Origin of the sequence: Nocardiopsis alborubida, assembly GCF_012396365.1 — a bacterium.
Taxonomy (GTDB): Bacteria; Actinomycetota; Actinomycetes; order Streptosporangiales; family Streptosporangiaceae; genus Nocardiopsis; species Nocardiopsis alborubida.
The window spans coordinates 120,368-134,109 of record NZ_JAAXPG010000007.1 but is presented as its reverse complement, the minus strand read 5'-3'; the positions used below and the strand labels follow the sequence as shown (position 1 = coordinate 134,109).

General features: G+C 72.8%; 15 protein-coding genes and 1 pseudogene. 9 read left to right on the top strand and 7 right to left on the bottom strand.

Annotated features, from left to right (window positions below; translation table 11 throughout):
- Positions 1 to 30: 30 nt before the first annotated feature.
- Together HGB44_RS09510 and HGB44_RS09505 are read left to right on the top strand one after the other, a co-directional pair.
- Positions 31 to 899 (top strand): annotated as a pseudogene (locus HGB44_RS09510) (RNA-guided endonuclease InsQ/TnpB family protein); the annotation flags it as partial.
- Between the two features lie 193 nt (positions 900 to 1,092).
- Positions 1,093 to 1,590, top strand: coding sequence for a pyridoxamine 5'-phosphate oxidase family protein (locus HGB44_RS09505; protein WP_061079772.1), 498 nt, complete (start codon positions 1,093 to 1,095; stop codon positions 1,588 to 1,590).
- A 112-nt stretch (positions 1,591 to 1,702) separates the two neighbouring features.
- Here the strand turns inward: HGB44_RS09505 and HGB44_RS09500 are convergent, their stop codons facing one another.
- The gene (locus HGB44_RS09500; protein ID WP_061079771.1) at positions 1,703 to 2,332 is read right to left on the bottom strand and encodes a TetR/AcrR family transcriptional regulator; all 630 of its coding nucleotides are present in this window, start codon (positions 2,330 to 2,332) and stop codon (positions 1,703 to 1,705) included.
- A gap of 72 nt (positions 2,333 to 2,404) precedes the next feature.
- Between HGB44_RS09500 and HGB44_RS09495 the strand changes: the two genes are divergently transcribed.
- Positions 2,405 to 3,130, top strand: a complete 726-nt coding sequence (locus HGB44_RS09495) for a GAP family protein (protein ID WP_061079770.1) — start codon at positions 2,405 to 2,407, stop codon at positions 3,128 to 3,130.
- A gap of 108 nt (positions 3,131 to 3,238) precedes the next feature.
- Complete coding sequence (locus tag HGB44_RS09490) at positions 3,239 to 3,970, top strand: sensor domain-containing protein (RefSeq protein WP_061079769.1); 732 nt, start codon at positions 3,239 to 3,241, stop codon at positions 3,968 to 3,970.
- A 66-nt stretch (positions 3,971 to 4,036) separates the two neighbouring features.
- Here the strand turns inward: HGB44_RS09490 and HGB44_RS09485 are convergent, their stop codons facing one another.
- A complete protein-coding gene (locus tag HGB44_RS09485) occupies positions 4,037 to 4,900 on the bottom strand; it encodes a LysR family transcriptional regulator (RefSeq protein WP_061079768.1) in 864 nt (287 codons plus the stop codon).
- Between the two features lie 68 nt (positions 4,901 to 4,968).
- On the opposite strand from HGB44_RS09485, the gene HGB44_RS09480 reads away from it, so the two are divergent.
- Positions 4,969 to 5,979, top strand: a complete 1,011-nt coding sequence (locus tag HGB44_RS09480) for an EamA family transporter (protein WP_082768280.1) — start codon at positions 4,969 to 4,971, stop codon at positions 5,977 to 5,979.
- Here the strand turns inward: HGB44_RS09480 and HGB44_RS09475 are convergent.
- Positions 5,951 to 6,694: a DUF3592 domain-containing protein gene (locus HGB44_RS09475; protein ID WP_231972366.1), complete on the bottom strand. Its 744-nt coding sequence runs from the start codon at positions 6,692 to 6,694 to the stop codon at positions 5,951 to 5,953. The genes HGB44_RS09480 and HGB44_RS09475 overlap by 29 nt on opposite strands.
- 266 nt (positions 6,695 to 6,960) lie before the next feature.
- Between HGB44_RS09475 and HGB44_RS31895 the strand changes: the two genes are divergently transcribed.
- Both HGB44_RS31895 and HGB44_RS31890 read left to right on the top strand, forming a co-directional pair.
- Positions 6,961 to 7,308: a hypothetical protein gene (locus tag HGB44_RS31895; RefSeq protein WP_231972365.1), complete on the top strand. Its 348-nt coding sequence runs from the start codon at positions 6,961 to 6,963 to the stop codon at positions 7,306 to 7,308.
- A 351-nt stretch (positions 7,309 to 7,659) separates the two neighbouring features.
- Positions 7,660 to 8,334, top strand: a complete 675-nt coding sequence (locus HGB44_RS31890) for a hypothetical protein (protein ID WP_231972364.1) — start codon at positions 7,660 to 7,662, stop codon at positions 8,332 to 8,334.
- Positions 8,335 to 8,361: 27 nt separating this feature from the next.
- Here HGB44_RS31890 and HGB44_RS09465 read toward each other — a convergent pair whose 3' ends face one another.
- The gene (locus HGB44_RS09465; protein WP_168443986.1) at positions 8,362 to 8,535 is read right to left on the bottom strand and encodes a hypothetical protein; all 174 of its coding nucleotides are present in this window, start codon (positions 8,533 to 8,535) and stop codon (positions 8,362 to 8,364) included.
- 223 nt (positions 8,536 to 8,758) lie between these two features.
- Between HGB44_RS09465 and HGB44_RS09460 the strand changes: the two genes are divergently transcribed.
- Positions 8,759 to 10,669, top strand: a complete 1,911-nt coding sequence (locus HGB44_RS09460) for an ABC transporter ATP-binding protein (protein ID WP_061079767.1) — start codon at positions 8,759 to 8,761, stop codon at positions 10,667 to 10,669.
- 239 nt (positions 10,670 to 10,908) lie between these two features.
- Here the strand turns inward: HGB44_RS09460 and HGB44_RS09455 are convergent, their stop codons facing one another.
- From HGB44_RS09455 to HGB44_RS09445, 3 genes are all read right to left on the bottom strand, one after another.
- Positions 10,909 to 11,439 (bottom strand): sugar O-acetyltransferase, encoded by a 531-nt coding sequence (locus tag HGB44_RS09455; protein ID WP_061079820.1) that lies wholly within the window; start codon positions 11,437 to 11,439, stop codon positions 10,909 to 10,911.
- 121 nt (positions 11,440 to 11,560) lie between these two features.
- On the bottom strand, positions 11,561 to 12,751 hold the full coding sequence (locus tag HGB44_RS09450) for an acyltransferase family protein (RefSeq protein WP_061079766.1): 1,191 nt from the start codon (positions 12,749 to 12,751) through the stop codon (positions 11,561 to 11,563).
- Between the two features lie 10 nt (positions 12,752 to 12,761).
- On the bottom strand, positions 12,762 to 13,403 hold the full coding sequence (locus HGB44_RS09445) for a TetR/AcrR family transcriptional regulator (protein ID WP_061079765.1): 642 nt from the start codon (positions 13,401 to 13,403) through the stop codon (positions 12,762 to 12,764).
- Positions 13,404 to 13,442: 39 nt separating this feature from the next.
- Here HGB44_RS09445 and HGB44_RS31575 point away from each other — a divergent pair, with 39 nt between their 5' ends.
- Entirely contained in the window at positions 13,443 to 13,694 is a 252-nt protein-coding gene (locus HGB44_RS31575; protein ID WP_061079764.1) for a hypothetical protein, read from the top strand.
- Positions 13,695 to 13,742: the final 48 nt, after the last annotated feature.

Below are 13,742 nucleotides of genomic sequence, written 5' to 3'. Positions count from 1 at the left end.
GACCATGGAGCGGTCGCTACGGTGCGTGCCATGACCAGGAAGAGCGTGAAACGGGCGTTCAAGTACCGTTTCTACCCGACCGCTGCGCAGGCGGCCGATCTGTCGCGCACGTTCGGGTGCGTGCGCCTGGTCTGCAACCGTGCTCTGGCCGAACGCACCAGCGCCGCGTACGGGCGGGCTGCTCCCAGACCTCGGCGATGCTGACCGCCTGGAAGAGGACGCAGGATCTGTCCTTCCTCACCGAGTTCTCCTGTGTCCCGCTCCAGCAGACGCTGCGTCACCTGCACACCGCCTTTCGTGATTTCTTCGACCGCCTCGCGAAGTATCCGCGGTTCAGGTCGCGCGAGAAGCCGCGTGCCTCGGTGGAGTACACCGCGAGCGCGTTCCGCCACCGCGACGGGCAGCTGACCCTGGCCCAGATGGCCCAACCGCTGGGCATCGTGTGGTCGCGCCCCCTGCCCGAAGGGGCAAGGCCGTCCACGGTGACGGTCTCGCGTGACGCGGCCGGGCACTGGTTCGTCTCGGTCCTGTGCGGGGACAGCGTCGAGCAGATCCCGGCCGTCAACGACACGGTCGGTGTCGACGCCGAAATCACCTCCGTGGTGGCGTTGTCGACGGGGGAGGAGGTGGCCAGCCCCCGCCACGAGCAACGCGACCGTGCGAAGTTGGCCCGGGCGCAGCGGGCGCTGGCCCGTAAGGCCAGGGGCAGCGCGAATCGGGACAGGGCCCGCCGGAAGGCGGCGCGGGCGTGCGCCCGCATCACCGACCGCAGGCGCGACTTTCCGCACAAGCTCACCTCTCGACTCGTCCGCGAGAACCAAGTGGTCGTGATCGAGGACCTGACGGTACGCAACCTGGTCAAGAACAGGAGGCTGTCCCGGGCGATCTCGGGCGAGGCCCCGGCCTCGAACCACCGGTAGGCGGTTCCGCGATCTCCTGCCTGCGGGCAGGAGAGGAAGCCGATATGGGTGGTGGTTTCCGTGGTCGGCACGGAGGCGGTCCGCGCCCTGGCCGGGGGAGGCTGGGACCACGGCGATCGCACCCGGCCGAACCCGCCGGGCCGACCGCGAACCACGACCACGGGGAGTGACAGTGACCAGCTCTCACGCGCAAGAGACCACGACGGCGCCGCGTGCGGTGGGCGACCGGCCCCGCTCCGGCGCCCGGCGCCGCCGCGACACCGAGGAGCGGCTCGTCCGCGACGTCGACGTCTGGGTGGCCAGCGCCTCGAAGGACGGCGCGCCCCACCTGGTGCCGCTGTCCTTCGACTGGGACGGCGAGTCTCTGTTGGTGGCCACCGCGGCGGACAGCCCCACCGGCAGGAACCTGGCCGCCACCCGGACCGTCCGGCTGGGGCTGGGCGGCACCCGCGACGTGACCATGATCGACGGCCGGGTCGAGGTCCTCGGGATCGACGCGCTGACGCGGGAGCGGGGCGACCGGTTCGCCGAGCGGACGGGCTTCGACCCGCGCGCGCTGTCCGCCCCCTACCTCTGGTTCCGCATCACGCCGCGCCGTGTCCAGGCCTGGCGCGAGGTGAACGAGATGTCCGGGCGCGAGTTGATGCGTGACGGCCGCTGGCTGGTCTGACGCACCGCCCGGCCCGAGCCCGTCCCGGCGTGAGGTCCCCGGAGCCCGGGGTGCGGGTGCGGCCGAGCGGGGGCCGCGGTGGGCCGTTTCGCCTCCTCCGGACGCCGACCGCTCAGGAGGCCTGGTGGTGCCGCCAGGCCTCCTCTGTGCGGGCCAGGAAGGCGCGCAGCTCCCGCCGGGCCCCCTCGGTGCCCTTCATGCCCGGGGTGACCATCAGCTGGAGGGCGAGCCCGTCCACCTGGGTGTGCAGGTACCCGGACCACTCCTCGACCCACGGGTCGGGGTGGGGCTGGAAGGGGTCCTCCACCGGCTGCCCGGTGAGGGCGCCGACCAGGAGCCGGTAGAGCCTGCGCTGGCTGTTCCAGCGCTGCTCCCGGTCGCGGTCGTGCTCCCCCAGCAGCCCGGCGGCCTCCCAGGCGCGGTACTCCGCGCGGCGCGTCGCGTCCAGGGGCAGGAGCTGTTCGGCGTACTCGGCCATGCGGTCCAGGAGCGGGGTGTTCGGGTCCTGGGTACCGTTCAGGGCCGTCACGCGCGCGGTGACGCGCTCCTCGGACAGGTTCATGGCGAAGACGAGCAGGTCCTCGCGCGTCTGGAAGTAGTGGCGCAGGGCTCCGGGGGACCAGCCCGCCTCGGCGGCGACGGAGCGGATGGACACGGCGGCCGGGCCGGACTCGGCGATGACCCGCCACAGGGCCTCGGCCAGCTCCCGGCGGCGCTGTTCGTGGTCGACGATCTTGGGCACCTCCCCTTTCTAGCACAACTGTGTTATTTTATTTGACACAGACGTGTGAAAACGAGAGCTGGGGAGAACCCGATGCCGTCCCTGGAAGTGCTGCTGCCGGTCGCCGGACTGGCGCTGCTGGACACCCTGAGCCCCGCCACCATCGGGGTCTCGCTGTACGTGTTACTCAGCGGGGCGCGGTCGGTGGCCCGTCCCCTCTTCGCCTACCTGGGCACCGTCGCCGCCTTCTACTTCGCCCTGGGATGCGCGCTCATGCTCGGCCTCGGCTTCGTGTTCGAGGCCCTGGACGACCTCGCCGACAGCCCCGTCCTGGGTTGGGCGATGGTGGTGCTGGGCGGGGGCATGCTCGCCTACGCCCTGTTCATGCCGAGCGGGCCGCGTCGGCAGCGCAGGCCCGCCTCGCTGCGCACCGGCGCCATGGTCGCGCTGGGCCTGGCCACCGGCCTGCTGGAGGGCGGCACCGCGCTGCCCTACTTCGGCGCGATCGGCATCATGACCACCGCCGGGCTCTCCGCCGCGGCCTGGGTGCCCCTGCTCGCCGCCTACAACGTCGTCATGGTGCTGCCGCCGATCCTGCTCTACCTGGTCCACCGCGCCTTCGGCGAGCGGATGCGGCCCCGGATGGAGCGCTGGCGGGCCAAGATCGAGTCCGGTTCCCGCGAGGCCATGGGCTGGATCATCGGCATCGTCGGCTTCCTGGTCCTGCGGCACGGGCTGTGGCTCGCGGGGCTCTTCGACGGAATCGTCAGCTTCGGGCCCGTCACCCTCGAGGCCTCCGCACTCCTGGGCGGTCTGTGACCGGGGCCCGCGGCGCGGCGGCGCCAACGCGGGGTGGAGCCAGCACCACCCCCGGTCCGCACCCGTACCGCCCTGACTCCGGGCTCGGACGGGCGTAACTTCGGGGCCATGGACACGACCCGCAACCCCGTCGCCCGACTCCTGGCCGACACCCGCTACACCCTCCTGGGCCTGCCGACGGCCCTCATCGCCTTCGTGGTCGTCCTGACGGGTCTGGCCGCCGGGGCGGGCACCGCCGTCGTCGTGGCGGGCCTGTTCCTGATGACGGGCACCCTGTACGCCGCACGCGGGTTCGCCCACGTCGAACGCATCCGCCTGGCCGACCTGGGACGCCGACCGGTGGTGCGCCGCCCCTACCGCTCCCCCGCCCCCGGAGCCGGTCCCCTGCGCCGGGCCCTGACCCCGCTGGCCTGCCCGCAGAGCTGGCTGGACGCCCTGCACGCGCTGGTGCTCCTGCCCGTGGCCGTGGTCGGCTTCTGCCTCACCGTCACCTGGTGGGCGGGCGCCCTGGCCGGGCTGCTCCAGCCGCTGTGGGGCTGGTCGTTGTACACCATTCCCGGTTACACCGACGTGGGCGCCTACCTGGCGCCCGAGTCCCCGGCGCTGGCGACCACGGTGGTGCACATGCTCGCCGGAGTGCTGTTCGCCCTCACCCTGCCCCTGGTGGCGCGCGCCTGCGCCCACGCCCAGGCCACGCTGGGCCGCGCCCTGCTGCTGTCCCCCGAGGACCCCCACGTGGGCGTGTACACCGCGGCGCCCCGCCACGAGGAGCCCGCGCAGTACCACGAACAGGCGCGGTACCACGGACAGGACGCCGCGCCCGTGGCCACGGGCGTGTGAGGTCCGCGGCGGCGTCGTCAGGGGCCGCTGCCCGAGGCACCGGCCGGGCCCGCGTGACCGCGCCGCTCAGGACCGCTTCCGCTCCCCGTACAGGTCCGAGAGCAGCGCCACGGCCGCGAAGGTGGCCGGGTGCGGGTCGTGGCGCCGCCAGAGCACCCGGACCGGGACTCGCGGGGCGTCGCCCACCAGACGGAAGGCGATGCCGTCGCGCCGGTACTGGGTCACGGTGCTCTCCGCGGTGATCCCGACGCTGCGCCCGGTCGCTATCCCGGCCAACCAGTCGTCGATGTCGTTGACGTGCTCCAGTGCCGGGTGCGCCCGCTCGGGCCACAGTTCGGCGGTGGTGGTGCCCGTTCGGCGGTCGACGAGCACGTGGCGGTCGGCGATCTCGGCCAGGCGGATGGAGCGGCGCCGGACCCAGGGATCGTCGGAGGCCATCGCGCAGTAACGGCGCTCCCACCCGACCAGGGCGCTGTCGAAGCGGCGTTCGTCGAAGGCGGCGCGGACCACGGCCAGGTCGCACAGCCCCTCCGCCAGCCCGCCGGTGGGCGAGTTGGTCCGCACCAGGTGCAGGTCCACGTCGGGGTGGCGGACAGCCCAGAGCCGCTGGAACTCGGCGGTGTGGCGGCCCACGGCCGACCACGCGTGCCCCAGGCGCAGGCGGCTGTGCCCGGTGCTGGCCTCGCGCACCAGGTTGTCGGCCTCGGCCAGCACCGCCCGTGCCCGTGCCAGGACCTGCACGCCCGCCGTGGTGGGGGCCACGTCGCGGCTGGTGCGGTGCAGCAGTCGCACGCCCAGGAAGCGTTCCAGGGCGGCGAGGTTGCGCGAGACGGCCGCCTGGGAGGTGCCCAGTTCGAGGGCGGCGTCGGTGAAGCTCCCGGTGTCGACGATGGCGACCAGGCAGCGCAGGTGACGCAGCTCCATGTCCATACGCACAGCGTATAGACGGCCTGCCACATGCATTTTGCGTATGCGCCGCCGGGCCGCATGCTCGCCCCATGGAGACCTCGACGGGAACGGCGCGGCAGGCGGCCGCCTCCGGATCGGATCCGGGCGCACGCGGGCGACTGGCCGGGACGCTGGTGATGCTGTGCGGCGGGATGTCCAACCAGCTGGGCGCCTCCACGGCCGCGCTGGCCTTTCCGGTGATCGGCCCGGCCGGTGTGGTGGCCGTGCGTCAGTGGGTCGCGGGACTGGTGCTGATGTCGCTGGGACGTCCTCGGCTGCGCTCCCTGACCTGGTCGCAGTGGTGGCCGGTGCTGTCCATGGCGGTGGTCTTCGCGACCATGAACCTGACCCTGTACCTCGCCGTCGACCGGATCGGCCTGGGCCTGGCCGTGACCCTGGAGTTCCTCGGTCCCCTGACCGTGGCACTGGCCGCCTCACGCCGGCGGGTGGACCTGGGGTGCGCCCTGGCGGCCGGGGGCGCGGTGGCCGTACTGATGCGCCCGCAGCCCAGCGGCGACCACCTGGGCATGGCGCTGGCCCTGGTGGCCGCCGCCTGCTGGGCCGGTTACATCCTGCTCAACCGCACGGTGGGGCGGCGGGTGGCGGGCATCGAGGGCTCGGCCGCGGCCGCCGGGGTCTCCGCGCTGCTGTTCGTGCCGGTCGGGGCGTGGGTACTGGCGCACCATCCGCCCACTCCCGCCGCCCTGGCCTGTGCCGCGGCGGCGGGGGTGCTGTCCTCGACCGTGCCGTTCCTGGGGGACCTGTTCGCCCTGCGCCGGGTCCCGGCCCGCTTCTTCGGCCTGTTCATGAGCGTGCACCCGGTGATGGCCGCCCTGGCGGGGCTGGTGGTGCTGGGCCAGGAGTTGGACGGTGTGGACTGGGCGGCGATCGGTGCGGTGGTGGCAGCCAACGCCGTCAGCGCCCTGACCGCGGGGAGCGCGAGGAGACCCGGGAGACCGGTGCGGCCGCCCGGCAGGGGGCCGGGCAGCCGCACCGCTCGGGGCAGGACGGCCCGCGGAGCCGCTCACCCGGCTAGAGAGGACCCGACACCAGGAACATGAGGCCGACGAACGTTCCGATGAAGACGAAGCCGAGGCCGATGACGACCATGACCGCGCGGGGTCCGCATCCCCAGGTGTGGGCCTCGGGCACGGAGAAGCGCACTGGGGCCCCGGGATCGTACCTGACCCGCGCGCTCTGTCCCGCTACAGGGCGGTAGGAGGTGCTGGAGCGCCGGTAGCGCCGATGCACCTCGCGCCCGTCACCGGTCGAGAAGTGCACGGTGAACGGGTGGGTGTACACGCGGCGGCGGTTCACCGTGGCGTTGCTGGCCTCCCTCCAGGCGTCGGTGACGGTCCCGTCGGCCTCTCCGGTGCAGCCCCGGCCGCCCGCGCGGTCGCGCACCGAGGACACGGTCGCGGAGAGGAGCATGCCGAGGCCGACGACGGTGAACAGGAACGGTAGGTACCTGAAGAGGCCGCCGCCGCCCTCAAAGGTCAGGGCCAGCGCGACGACGACCGCGGTGAAGGCGGGCACGGCGAGCATCGACAGGACCGCGGAGGCGATCGCCTTTCCGCCGCCGGGGCGGCGCCCGGGACGGAGCGGGTAGTGGTCGGCCGCCGAGCCGGGGAGGGCGGCGCTCTCCACCCGGACGAGCCTCGGGTCCTCGGTTGAGTGAAGCAGTTCGACCGGGGTGCCCTCGCGGACGAGGTAGCCGCCCAACCCGGAGGCGTCGACCGCTTCCCGCTCCCGGCCGTCGGCGTTGCGGAAGGCCACGGTGACGGTGTGGCCTCGGGGGCTCCGGGAAAGGGGGTTGTTAGCTGTTGGATCGGGAAGCCACTCAAACGCACACGAGGGCACAGGAGTGAGCCTCTACTGCTGTTGGAAAGCGGTGTGTGGTGTGTGCCCCCACCCCGGTAGAGGGCCCGCCGGGGAAAGTCCGTCCGAGGAGTTCGTTGATTCTCCGGACAAGCACCCCTGAACCTGGCTACGGTCGTATCGAACACAGCAACGAAACCGGCAGGGTCAGGAGGCAAGGCGAGATGACAGGTACCGGCACGCGGCGGTTGCGGACCCTCGCCGACCCGTTCCTGGCCCCCACACCGACCGGGGTGAGCGTGCGTGACCGGCTCAAGGACCTCACACCAAAGGACGAGACGGTGCTGCGGGCCGTGGGCGCACACCTGGGCTCGCTCGCCTCCACAGACCTGGCCGCACGATGCGCGGACGGCACCAGCCACGGCAAGGACTCCTGGGCGGCCCGCAAACGGGAGCTGACCCCTGTCTCGTCCTCACGGTGGGCCGGAGCCCTGACCAAGTCCTCCAACGAGCAGTGGGCGCTGGCCCGCCGCAGCCACCTGGACCGGGCCGGGCTCACCCAGGCCCAGTGACGGGCTCGGTGGGAGGCCGAGCGCTTCTTCCTGTCCGCTGATGGTGAGTCCGGCAAACGCTACGGCAACGAGACCATCCGCATCACCCCTGAGGGGCAGGTCTCGATCAGGTTGCCCGCTCCGCTGGCGCATCTGGCCAACGCGCCCCGTGGCCGGTACGTGCTCTCGGGTCGGGTGGCCTTCGCCCACCGGGGCACGGAGTGGGCTGATCGGGTCGAGGCCGACGGGGCGGTGGCCTACCGCCTCCACCTGGATGCGGATCGGGGTCGGTGGTATGTGAGCGCGTCCTGGACCCCCGCCCCTGTCCCACAGGTGCCGTGGGAGGCGGCGCTGGCCCGCGGGGTGGTCGGGGTGGACGCCAACGTCGACCACCTGGCCGCCTGGCGACTCGACACCCACGGCAACCCGATCGGGAACCCGCGCCGGTTCGCCTTCGAGTTGTCCGGGAACTCCCAGCACCGGGACGCGCAGGTACGTCATGCCCTGTCCCGGCTGCTGCGCTGGGCCACCGCACAAGGTGTGCGGGCCATCGCGGTGGAGGACCTGGACTTCTCCGCGGACAAGTCCAGGGAAAAGCACGGACGGCGGAAACGCTTCCGGCAGTTGATCAGTGGTTTTCCCACCGCTCGGCTGCGGTCCCGGTTGGTGTCGATGGCCCACACCCTGGGGGTGGCGGTCATCGCCGTGTACCCGGCGTTTGCCTTCGGCGGGGGGTGGGGTGCCCAGCACTGGCAACAACCCCTGTCCACCACAACCAGGAAGGTCTCCCGGCACGATGCTGCGAGCATCGCGGTCGGGCGGCGCGCCCAGGGCCACCCGGTCCGGCGACGGACGGCACCGCCCCCACACCACCAGGGTGATGGTGTGGGGCATCGGACCATCCAGGCCGCATCGGGGAGTTCTGGGCGTGAGGGAAACCGCCCACCCGTCACGGAGCGTGCACGCGATGCGCGTGGCCGGACGGGGCAGGAACGCGGTGACCCAGCCCATCCAGCACCGTTCGGGATGGGTGCGGTACCAGTGTGACCCCCTGGGGTCACTTCTGATCACTGTTCAGGAACGGTGCACGGATGTGACGACTCCCCGCGCGCGCACGCCGGTTCGGTCCAGGAGGCGGGCGTCCCGCCGGGTCCGCAGGGCCGCCGACAGGTCCTTGAGGCCGGAGTGGACCGAGTACGCGGAGAAGAGGACGAGGAGGAGCAGCGCGAGGAGTCCTTGGGGGTCCACGGGGTCGTTCTACCAGAGCATCGACAGCCGCAGAAGAGGGCTACGGAGGCCGGATCCGGTCACCGGAGCGACGGTTCACAGGCGTCGGCCGCGGGTGTCCCACTTCCCCGCGCAGCGGCCCCCGGGCGGTGGAGGGTGACGGGCGGGCGTGGTGGCTTGACCTCAATATTTGTTGAGGTCCTACGGTTCATGGCATCAACCCCGACAGATCCGGTGGACGACCATGAGTATGGAAATGGCCGCGTGGAACTCGATGTACCACGCCATGCACGCCCGCGAGGACCAGCGACCCTTCTCCCTGCCCGTCCTGCGCCGGATCGCCTCCTTCGCCCGGCCCCACGCGCGCCAGCTGGTCTGGTTCGTGGCCCTGAGCGTGGTCACCGCCGTCCTGACCGTGGCCTCCCCGCTCCTGGCCGGACGGGTCGTCACCACCATCACCGACGGCGGCCCGCTGGAACCCGTGCTGTTCCTGGCCGGGCTCATCGCCGCCGTCGCGCTCCTCGAAGCCGCCCTGGGGCTGGTGGTGCGCTGGCTCTCCTCCCGGGTCGGCGAGGGGCTCATCCTGGACCTGCGCACCACCGTCTACGACCACGTCCAGCGCATGCCGGTCGCCTTCTTCACCCGTACACGAACCGGAGCCCTGGTCAGCCGCCTCAACAACGACGTCATCGGTGCCCAGCGCGCCTTCAGCGACGTGCTCTCCGGGGTGCTCAGCAACCTGGTCACCCTGGTCCTGGCCCTGGGCGTCATGCTCGCCCTGTCCTGGCAGATCACCCTGCTCGCACTCGTGCTGCTGCCGCTGTTCGTGGTGCCCGCCCGCCGTATGGGCGCGCGCCTGGCCAGGATCGAGCGCGAGCGCACCGTCCACAACGCCGCCATGGGCACCCAGATGACCGAGCGCTTCTCCGCGCCCGGCGCCACCCTGGTCAAGCTCTTCGGCCGACCCGAGGAGGAGTCGGCCGAGTTCGCCCGCCGCGCCGGACGGGTCCGCGACATCGGCGTGCGCACCGCGATGGTCCAGGAGGTCTTCTTCACCGCCCTGACCCTGGTCTCCGCGCTCGCCCTGGCCCTGGTCTACGGCCTGGGCGGGTTCTACGCCCTGACCGGCCGCCTGGACGCGGGCACCGTGGTGTCCATGGGCATGCTCCTCACCCGCCTGTACGCCCCGCTCACCTCCCTGGCCAGCGCCCGTGTGGAGGTGATGAGCGCCCTGGTCAGCTTCAGCCGGGTCTTCGAGATCCTGGACCTGCGGCCCCTGGTGGAGGAGCGGGAGGAGGCCCGCGAGGTCCCCTCCGGGCCGGTGTCGGTGGAGTTCGACGACGTCTCCTTCTCCTACCCCTCCGCGGACAGGGTGTCACTGGCCTCCCTGGAGGACGTCGCCGTCCTGGACACCGCCGAGCAGCGCGAGGTCCTGCACGGGGTGTCCTTCCGGATCGAACCCGGGCAGACGGTCGCCCTGGTGGGCTCCTCCGGCGCGGGCAAGTCCACCATCGCCCAGCTGGCCCCGCGCCTGTACGACGTGGACTCGGGCGCCGTGCGCCTGGCGGGGACGGACGTGCGCGACCTGTCCTTCGCCTCCGTGCGCGCCACCCTGGGCATGGTCACCCAGGACGGTCACCTGTTCCACGAGACCGTCCGCGCCAACCTCTCGCTGGCCCGCCCCGGGGCCACCGAGGAGGAGCTGTGGGACGCGCTGCGCCGCGCCCGCCTGGACCAGCTCGTCGCCGCCCTGCCCGACGGGCTGGACACGGTGGTCGGCGAGCGCGGGTACCGCTTCTCCGGCGGCGAGCGCCAGCGCCTGACCATCGCCCGCCTGCTGGTGGCAGGACCCGAGGTGGTCATCCTCGACGAGGCCACCTCGGCCCTGGACTCCACCTCCGAGGCTGCGGTGCAGGCCGCCCTGGCCGAGGCCCTGGAGGGGCGGACCGCGCTGGTCATCGCCCACCGGCTCTCCACCGTCCGCGCCGCCGACGCCATCCTGGTCGTGGAGGCCGGGCGGATCGTGGAGCGCGGGACCCACACCGAACTGCTGGCCCGGGGCGGCCGCTACGCCGAGCTGTACCGGACCCAGTTCGCCGCGGACGGCGCCGCGGACGACGCCGCGGCGGTCCCGGCCGGACAGGCGGTGTCCTAGGGAAGCCGCGGGGAGGGCTCCGGCCGGAGCCCTCCCCGCACCCCGGACGGGCGCCCCGGAGAGGGGCCGCGCCGCCGGCACAGACCCCGTCCCCCGGTGGCGCCACACCGGGGGACGGTTCTCCGTTTGTACGGGTCAGGGTTGGCGCGGGCTTCCCGAGCAGCTCGTACGGTGCCGCGGCGCTCCGGTCGCGGCGGCCCTCGGCGACGGTCCGGGACCGCTCCCGGGGCCGGGGCGGATCAGATGTGGCGCACCACGCGGGCCGGGTTGCCGACGGCCACCACGTTGGCGGGCAGGTCGCGCACGACCACCGCTCCGGCGCCCACCACGGTGTTCTCCCCGATCGTCACGCCGGGGCAGACGATGACCCCGCCGCCCAGCCACACGTTGTCGCCGATGGTGATCGGCTCGGCCGCCTCCCACTTGTCGCGCCGCTGCTCGGGGTCCACGGGATGGGTGGGGGTGAGCAGCTGTACGTTCGGTCCGATCTGTACGTCCGCGCCGATGCTGATCGGGGCCACGTCCAGCATCACCGCGCCGCAGTTGACGAACGTGCGCGCGCCGATGCTGATCATGGAGCCGTAGTCCACCCGCAGCGGCGGCCGGACCCAGGCGTCCTCGCCGAGCTCGCCCACCAGGTCGGCCAGGAGCTTCCGGCGGTCCGGGTCGTCGACGGAGGCGTTGTTGAACGCCTCCGCGCGCCTCTCCGCACGGACGAGGTCGGCCTGGAGGACGGGGTCGTCCGCCTGGTAGAGCTCACCGGCGAGCATGCGTTCCTTCTGGCTGGTCACCACGGTCCCTTCGTTTCGGTTGGGCTCCGACCCTAGCCCGACGCACACGGGGGCCGGGGCCCGTCTCCGGTTTTCGCGGAGGCGGGCCCCGACCGGTCCCTCAGAGGATCCGCCGGACCCGGGGAAGCGCCCGGACCGCCGCGGCCAGCGCCCAGCAGGCCGGGACCGCGAGCGCTCCCACACCGAGGAACTTCACGAGCGCGTCGGCCTCCCAGCCGCTCAGGGCCACGCCCAGCCCGACCAGCACCAGCGGGTGCAGGACGTACACGGCGAAGGCGTTGTCGGACAGCCAGCGCGTGAGGCGGTTGCTCCCGCTCGCGAAGCGCCGGAAACCCACCAGGAGCGTGAGCACCGCGCCCGCGGCCAGGACCGACTCGGCCGTGATCTGCGCCAGCGCCTGCCACGTGCCCGGGACCTGCGCGGCCTCGCCCAGCAGAACAGTGGCCGCCGCTCCCGCCGTCAGGCCCGTCAGGGCCAGAGCCGCGCCGCACCACCCGGCGGCGCCGGGCAGCCGGGCCAGCCAGTTGCCCCGGTAGGCCAGCACGCCCAGGACGAACAGGGTGACGTACTGGGGCAGGTAGCCGGGGCTGGGCAGACCCACGACCGGCCAGTACGGGGCCGGGGCCAGGTAGCGCCAGGCGAAGGTGACCAGGGCCAGGCCCAGGACGAGGGCCGCGACGGGCGCCGCCCAGCGCAGCGGAGCGGTGTCGGCGGGGCGCGCGGTGGGCTCGACCGCCAGGCCCCGCCGCCGGTCGTGGCGCTCGCGCAGGCCGCGCACGGCCACGTAGGCCAGGGTCATGACCAGCAGGACCTCCACGAACCACATGGGCCCGGGATCGTAGGTCACGACCAGGAACAGCCAGAACGGCAGCTCGCCGCCCCCGGCCGCGAACATCTCGGCCGCGGGCGCGTAGTTGGGGATCATCAGGAACGGGCGGACGAGCAGGACGAACAGCAGGAAGGGCGCACCCAGGCGCACCAGGCGCTCGCGGACCAGCCCGCGCCCGCCCCGGCGGTCGGCCGCCCCCGGCACGAAGTAGCCCGCGAGCAGGAAGAACAGCCCCATGAAGTAGGTCTGGTTGAGGAAGACGAACAGGTCGAGCAGGCCGCCGGAGGGGTCCTGGGCCGGTTCGAGGTAGAACCACACCGGGATGTTGCCGTAGGTGAGCGCGACGTGGTGCAGTACGACCAGCACGGTCAGCGCGACCCGCAGGTTGTCGACGTGGTGCAGGCGCCCGCGCGCGGGTGGCGCGGGGTCCGGGAGAAGCGGTGGGCTGGCGTGCTGCGTCATGGCGTCCTCGTCACTCGGTTGGGGGTGGGGAGCGGTCGGCGCGGGTGGCGCGCACGAGCAGTTCGCCCAGCTCGCGGGCGTGCGCCATGAGGTCGTGGCCGGGATGGGCGCTCCAGTAGGCGAACATCGCGTCGATCGCCGTCTGCTGGGTCACCGCCATCACCCGCACGTCGAAGTCGCGGAACTCGCCGCTCTCCTGTCCGGACCGGTACAGGCCCTCCAGGGACTCGTAGAGCACGTCGGACTCCGCCGCCCCGTAGCGCGGGGAGCCGTCCGCCTTGCGCGCGTGGGTGAAGATCTGCGCCAGCGCGGCCATGCGCTCGGGATGGGACAGCGCGTACTCGGCCACACCGCGCACGTGGGCGCGCAGCATGTCGGCGGCGCTGGTCTGCTCCAGCATCCCGGGGAGGACGGACTCGGCGATCTCGGTGTAGACGTCGGTCACCACCTGGTCCATCAGCTCGTCCTTTCCGGCGAAGTGGTAGGAGATCACGCCCTTGCTGATCCCGGCCGTGCGCGCGATCCGCGCCAGGGAGGAGTTGGGGTAGCCCGTCTCTGCGATGGTCTCGACCGCCGCCGCGGTGATCTGCGCCCTGCGGGCCTCCTCGATGAAGGACCGCTTCTGTCCACCTGGTTTATTTTCTGACCGCATGGCCAGAATCTAGCACGCACGGCCAGGAAGCTATCGGGGATGCCCCTGACCCGACCCCGGGCCGCCACCCATCCGCCCCGGGGGCCGTCCCCGCCCCCTCCTCCGGGGCGTGGACGGAGTCGGGCGCGCCACTTCGGCACCGTCGCCGACCTGCCGTCCCTGTCCTGGCTCGCTCCCGGACGCGACGAGGCCTTCGAGGGCATCCGGCAGCTCGCCCCGGAGGTCGTCGGGGACATGCTCTCCTCGGACGGGGAGGAGCCGCCGGGGGCGATCCGCGCGGCCTGCGGATAGCACCGCCGGGACGAACGACGGTGCCCGCGCCCCCGGAGGGACACGGGC

Coding starts and splice junctions, on each gene's coding strand:
- HGB44_RS09455 (WP_061079820.1), bottom strand. CDS start 11,439: ATGCTCGCCGGTGAGCTCTACCAGGCGGACGACCCCGTCCTCCAGGCC.
- HGB44_RS31575 (WP_061079764.1), top strand. CDS start 13,443: ATGCCCCTGACCCGACCCCGGGCCGCCACCCATCCGCCCCGGGGGCCG.
- HGB44_RS31895 (WP_231972365.1), top strand. CDS start 6,961: ATGACAGGTACCGGCACGCGGCGGTTGCGGACCCTCGCCGACCCGTTC.
- HGB44_RS09495 (WP_061079770.1), top strand. CDS start 2,405: ATGCCGTCCCTGGAAGTGCTGCTGCCGGTCGCCGGACTGGCGCTGCTG.
- HGB44_RS09450 (WP_061079766.1), bottom strand. CDS start 12,751: ATGACGCAGCACGCCAGCCCACCGCTTCTCCCGGACCCCGCGCCACCC.
- HGB44_RS09445 (WP_061079765.1), bottom strand. CDS start 13,403: ATGCGGTCAGAAAATAAACCAGGTGGACAGAAGCGGTCCTTCATCGAG.
- HGB44_RS09480 (WP_082768280.1), top strand. CDS start 4,969: ATGGAGACCTCGACGGGAACGGCGCGGCAGGCGGCCGCCTCCGGATCG.
- HGB44_RS09460 (WP_061079767.1), top strand. CDS start 8,759: ATGAGTATGGAAATGGCCGCGTGGAACTCGATGTACCACGCCATGCAC.
- HGB44_RS09485 (WP_061079768.1), bottom strand. CDS start 4,900: ATGGACATGGAGCTGCGTCACCTGCGCTGCCTGGTCGCCATCGTCGAC.
- HGB44_RS09490 (WP_061079769.1), top strand. CDS start 3,239: ATGGACACGACCCGCAACCCCGTCGCCCGACTCCTGGCCGACACCCGC.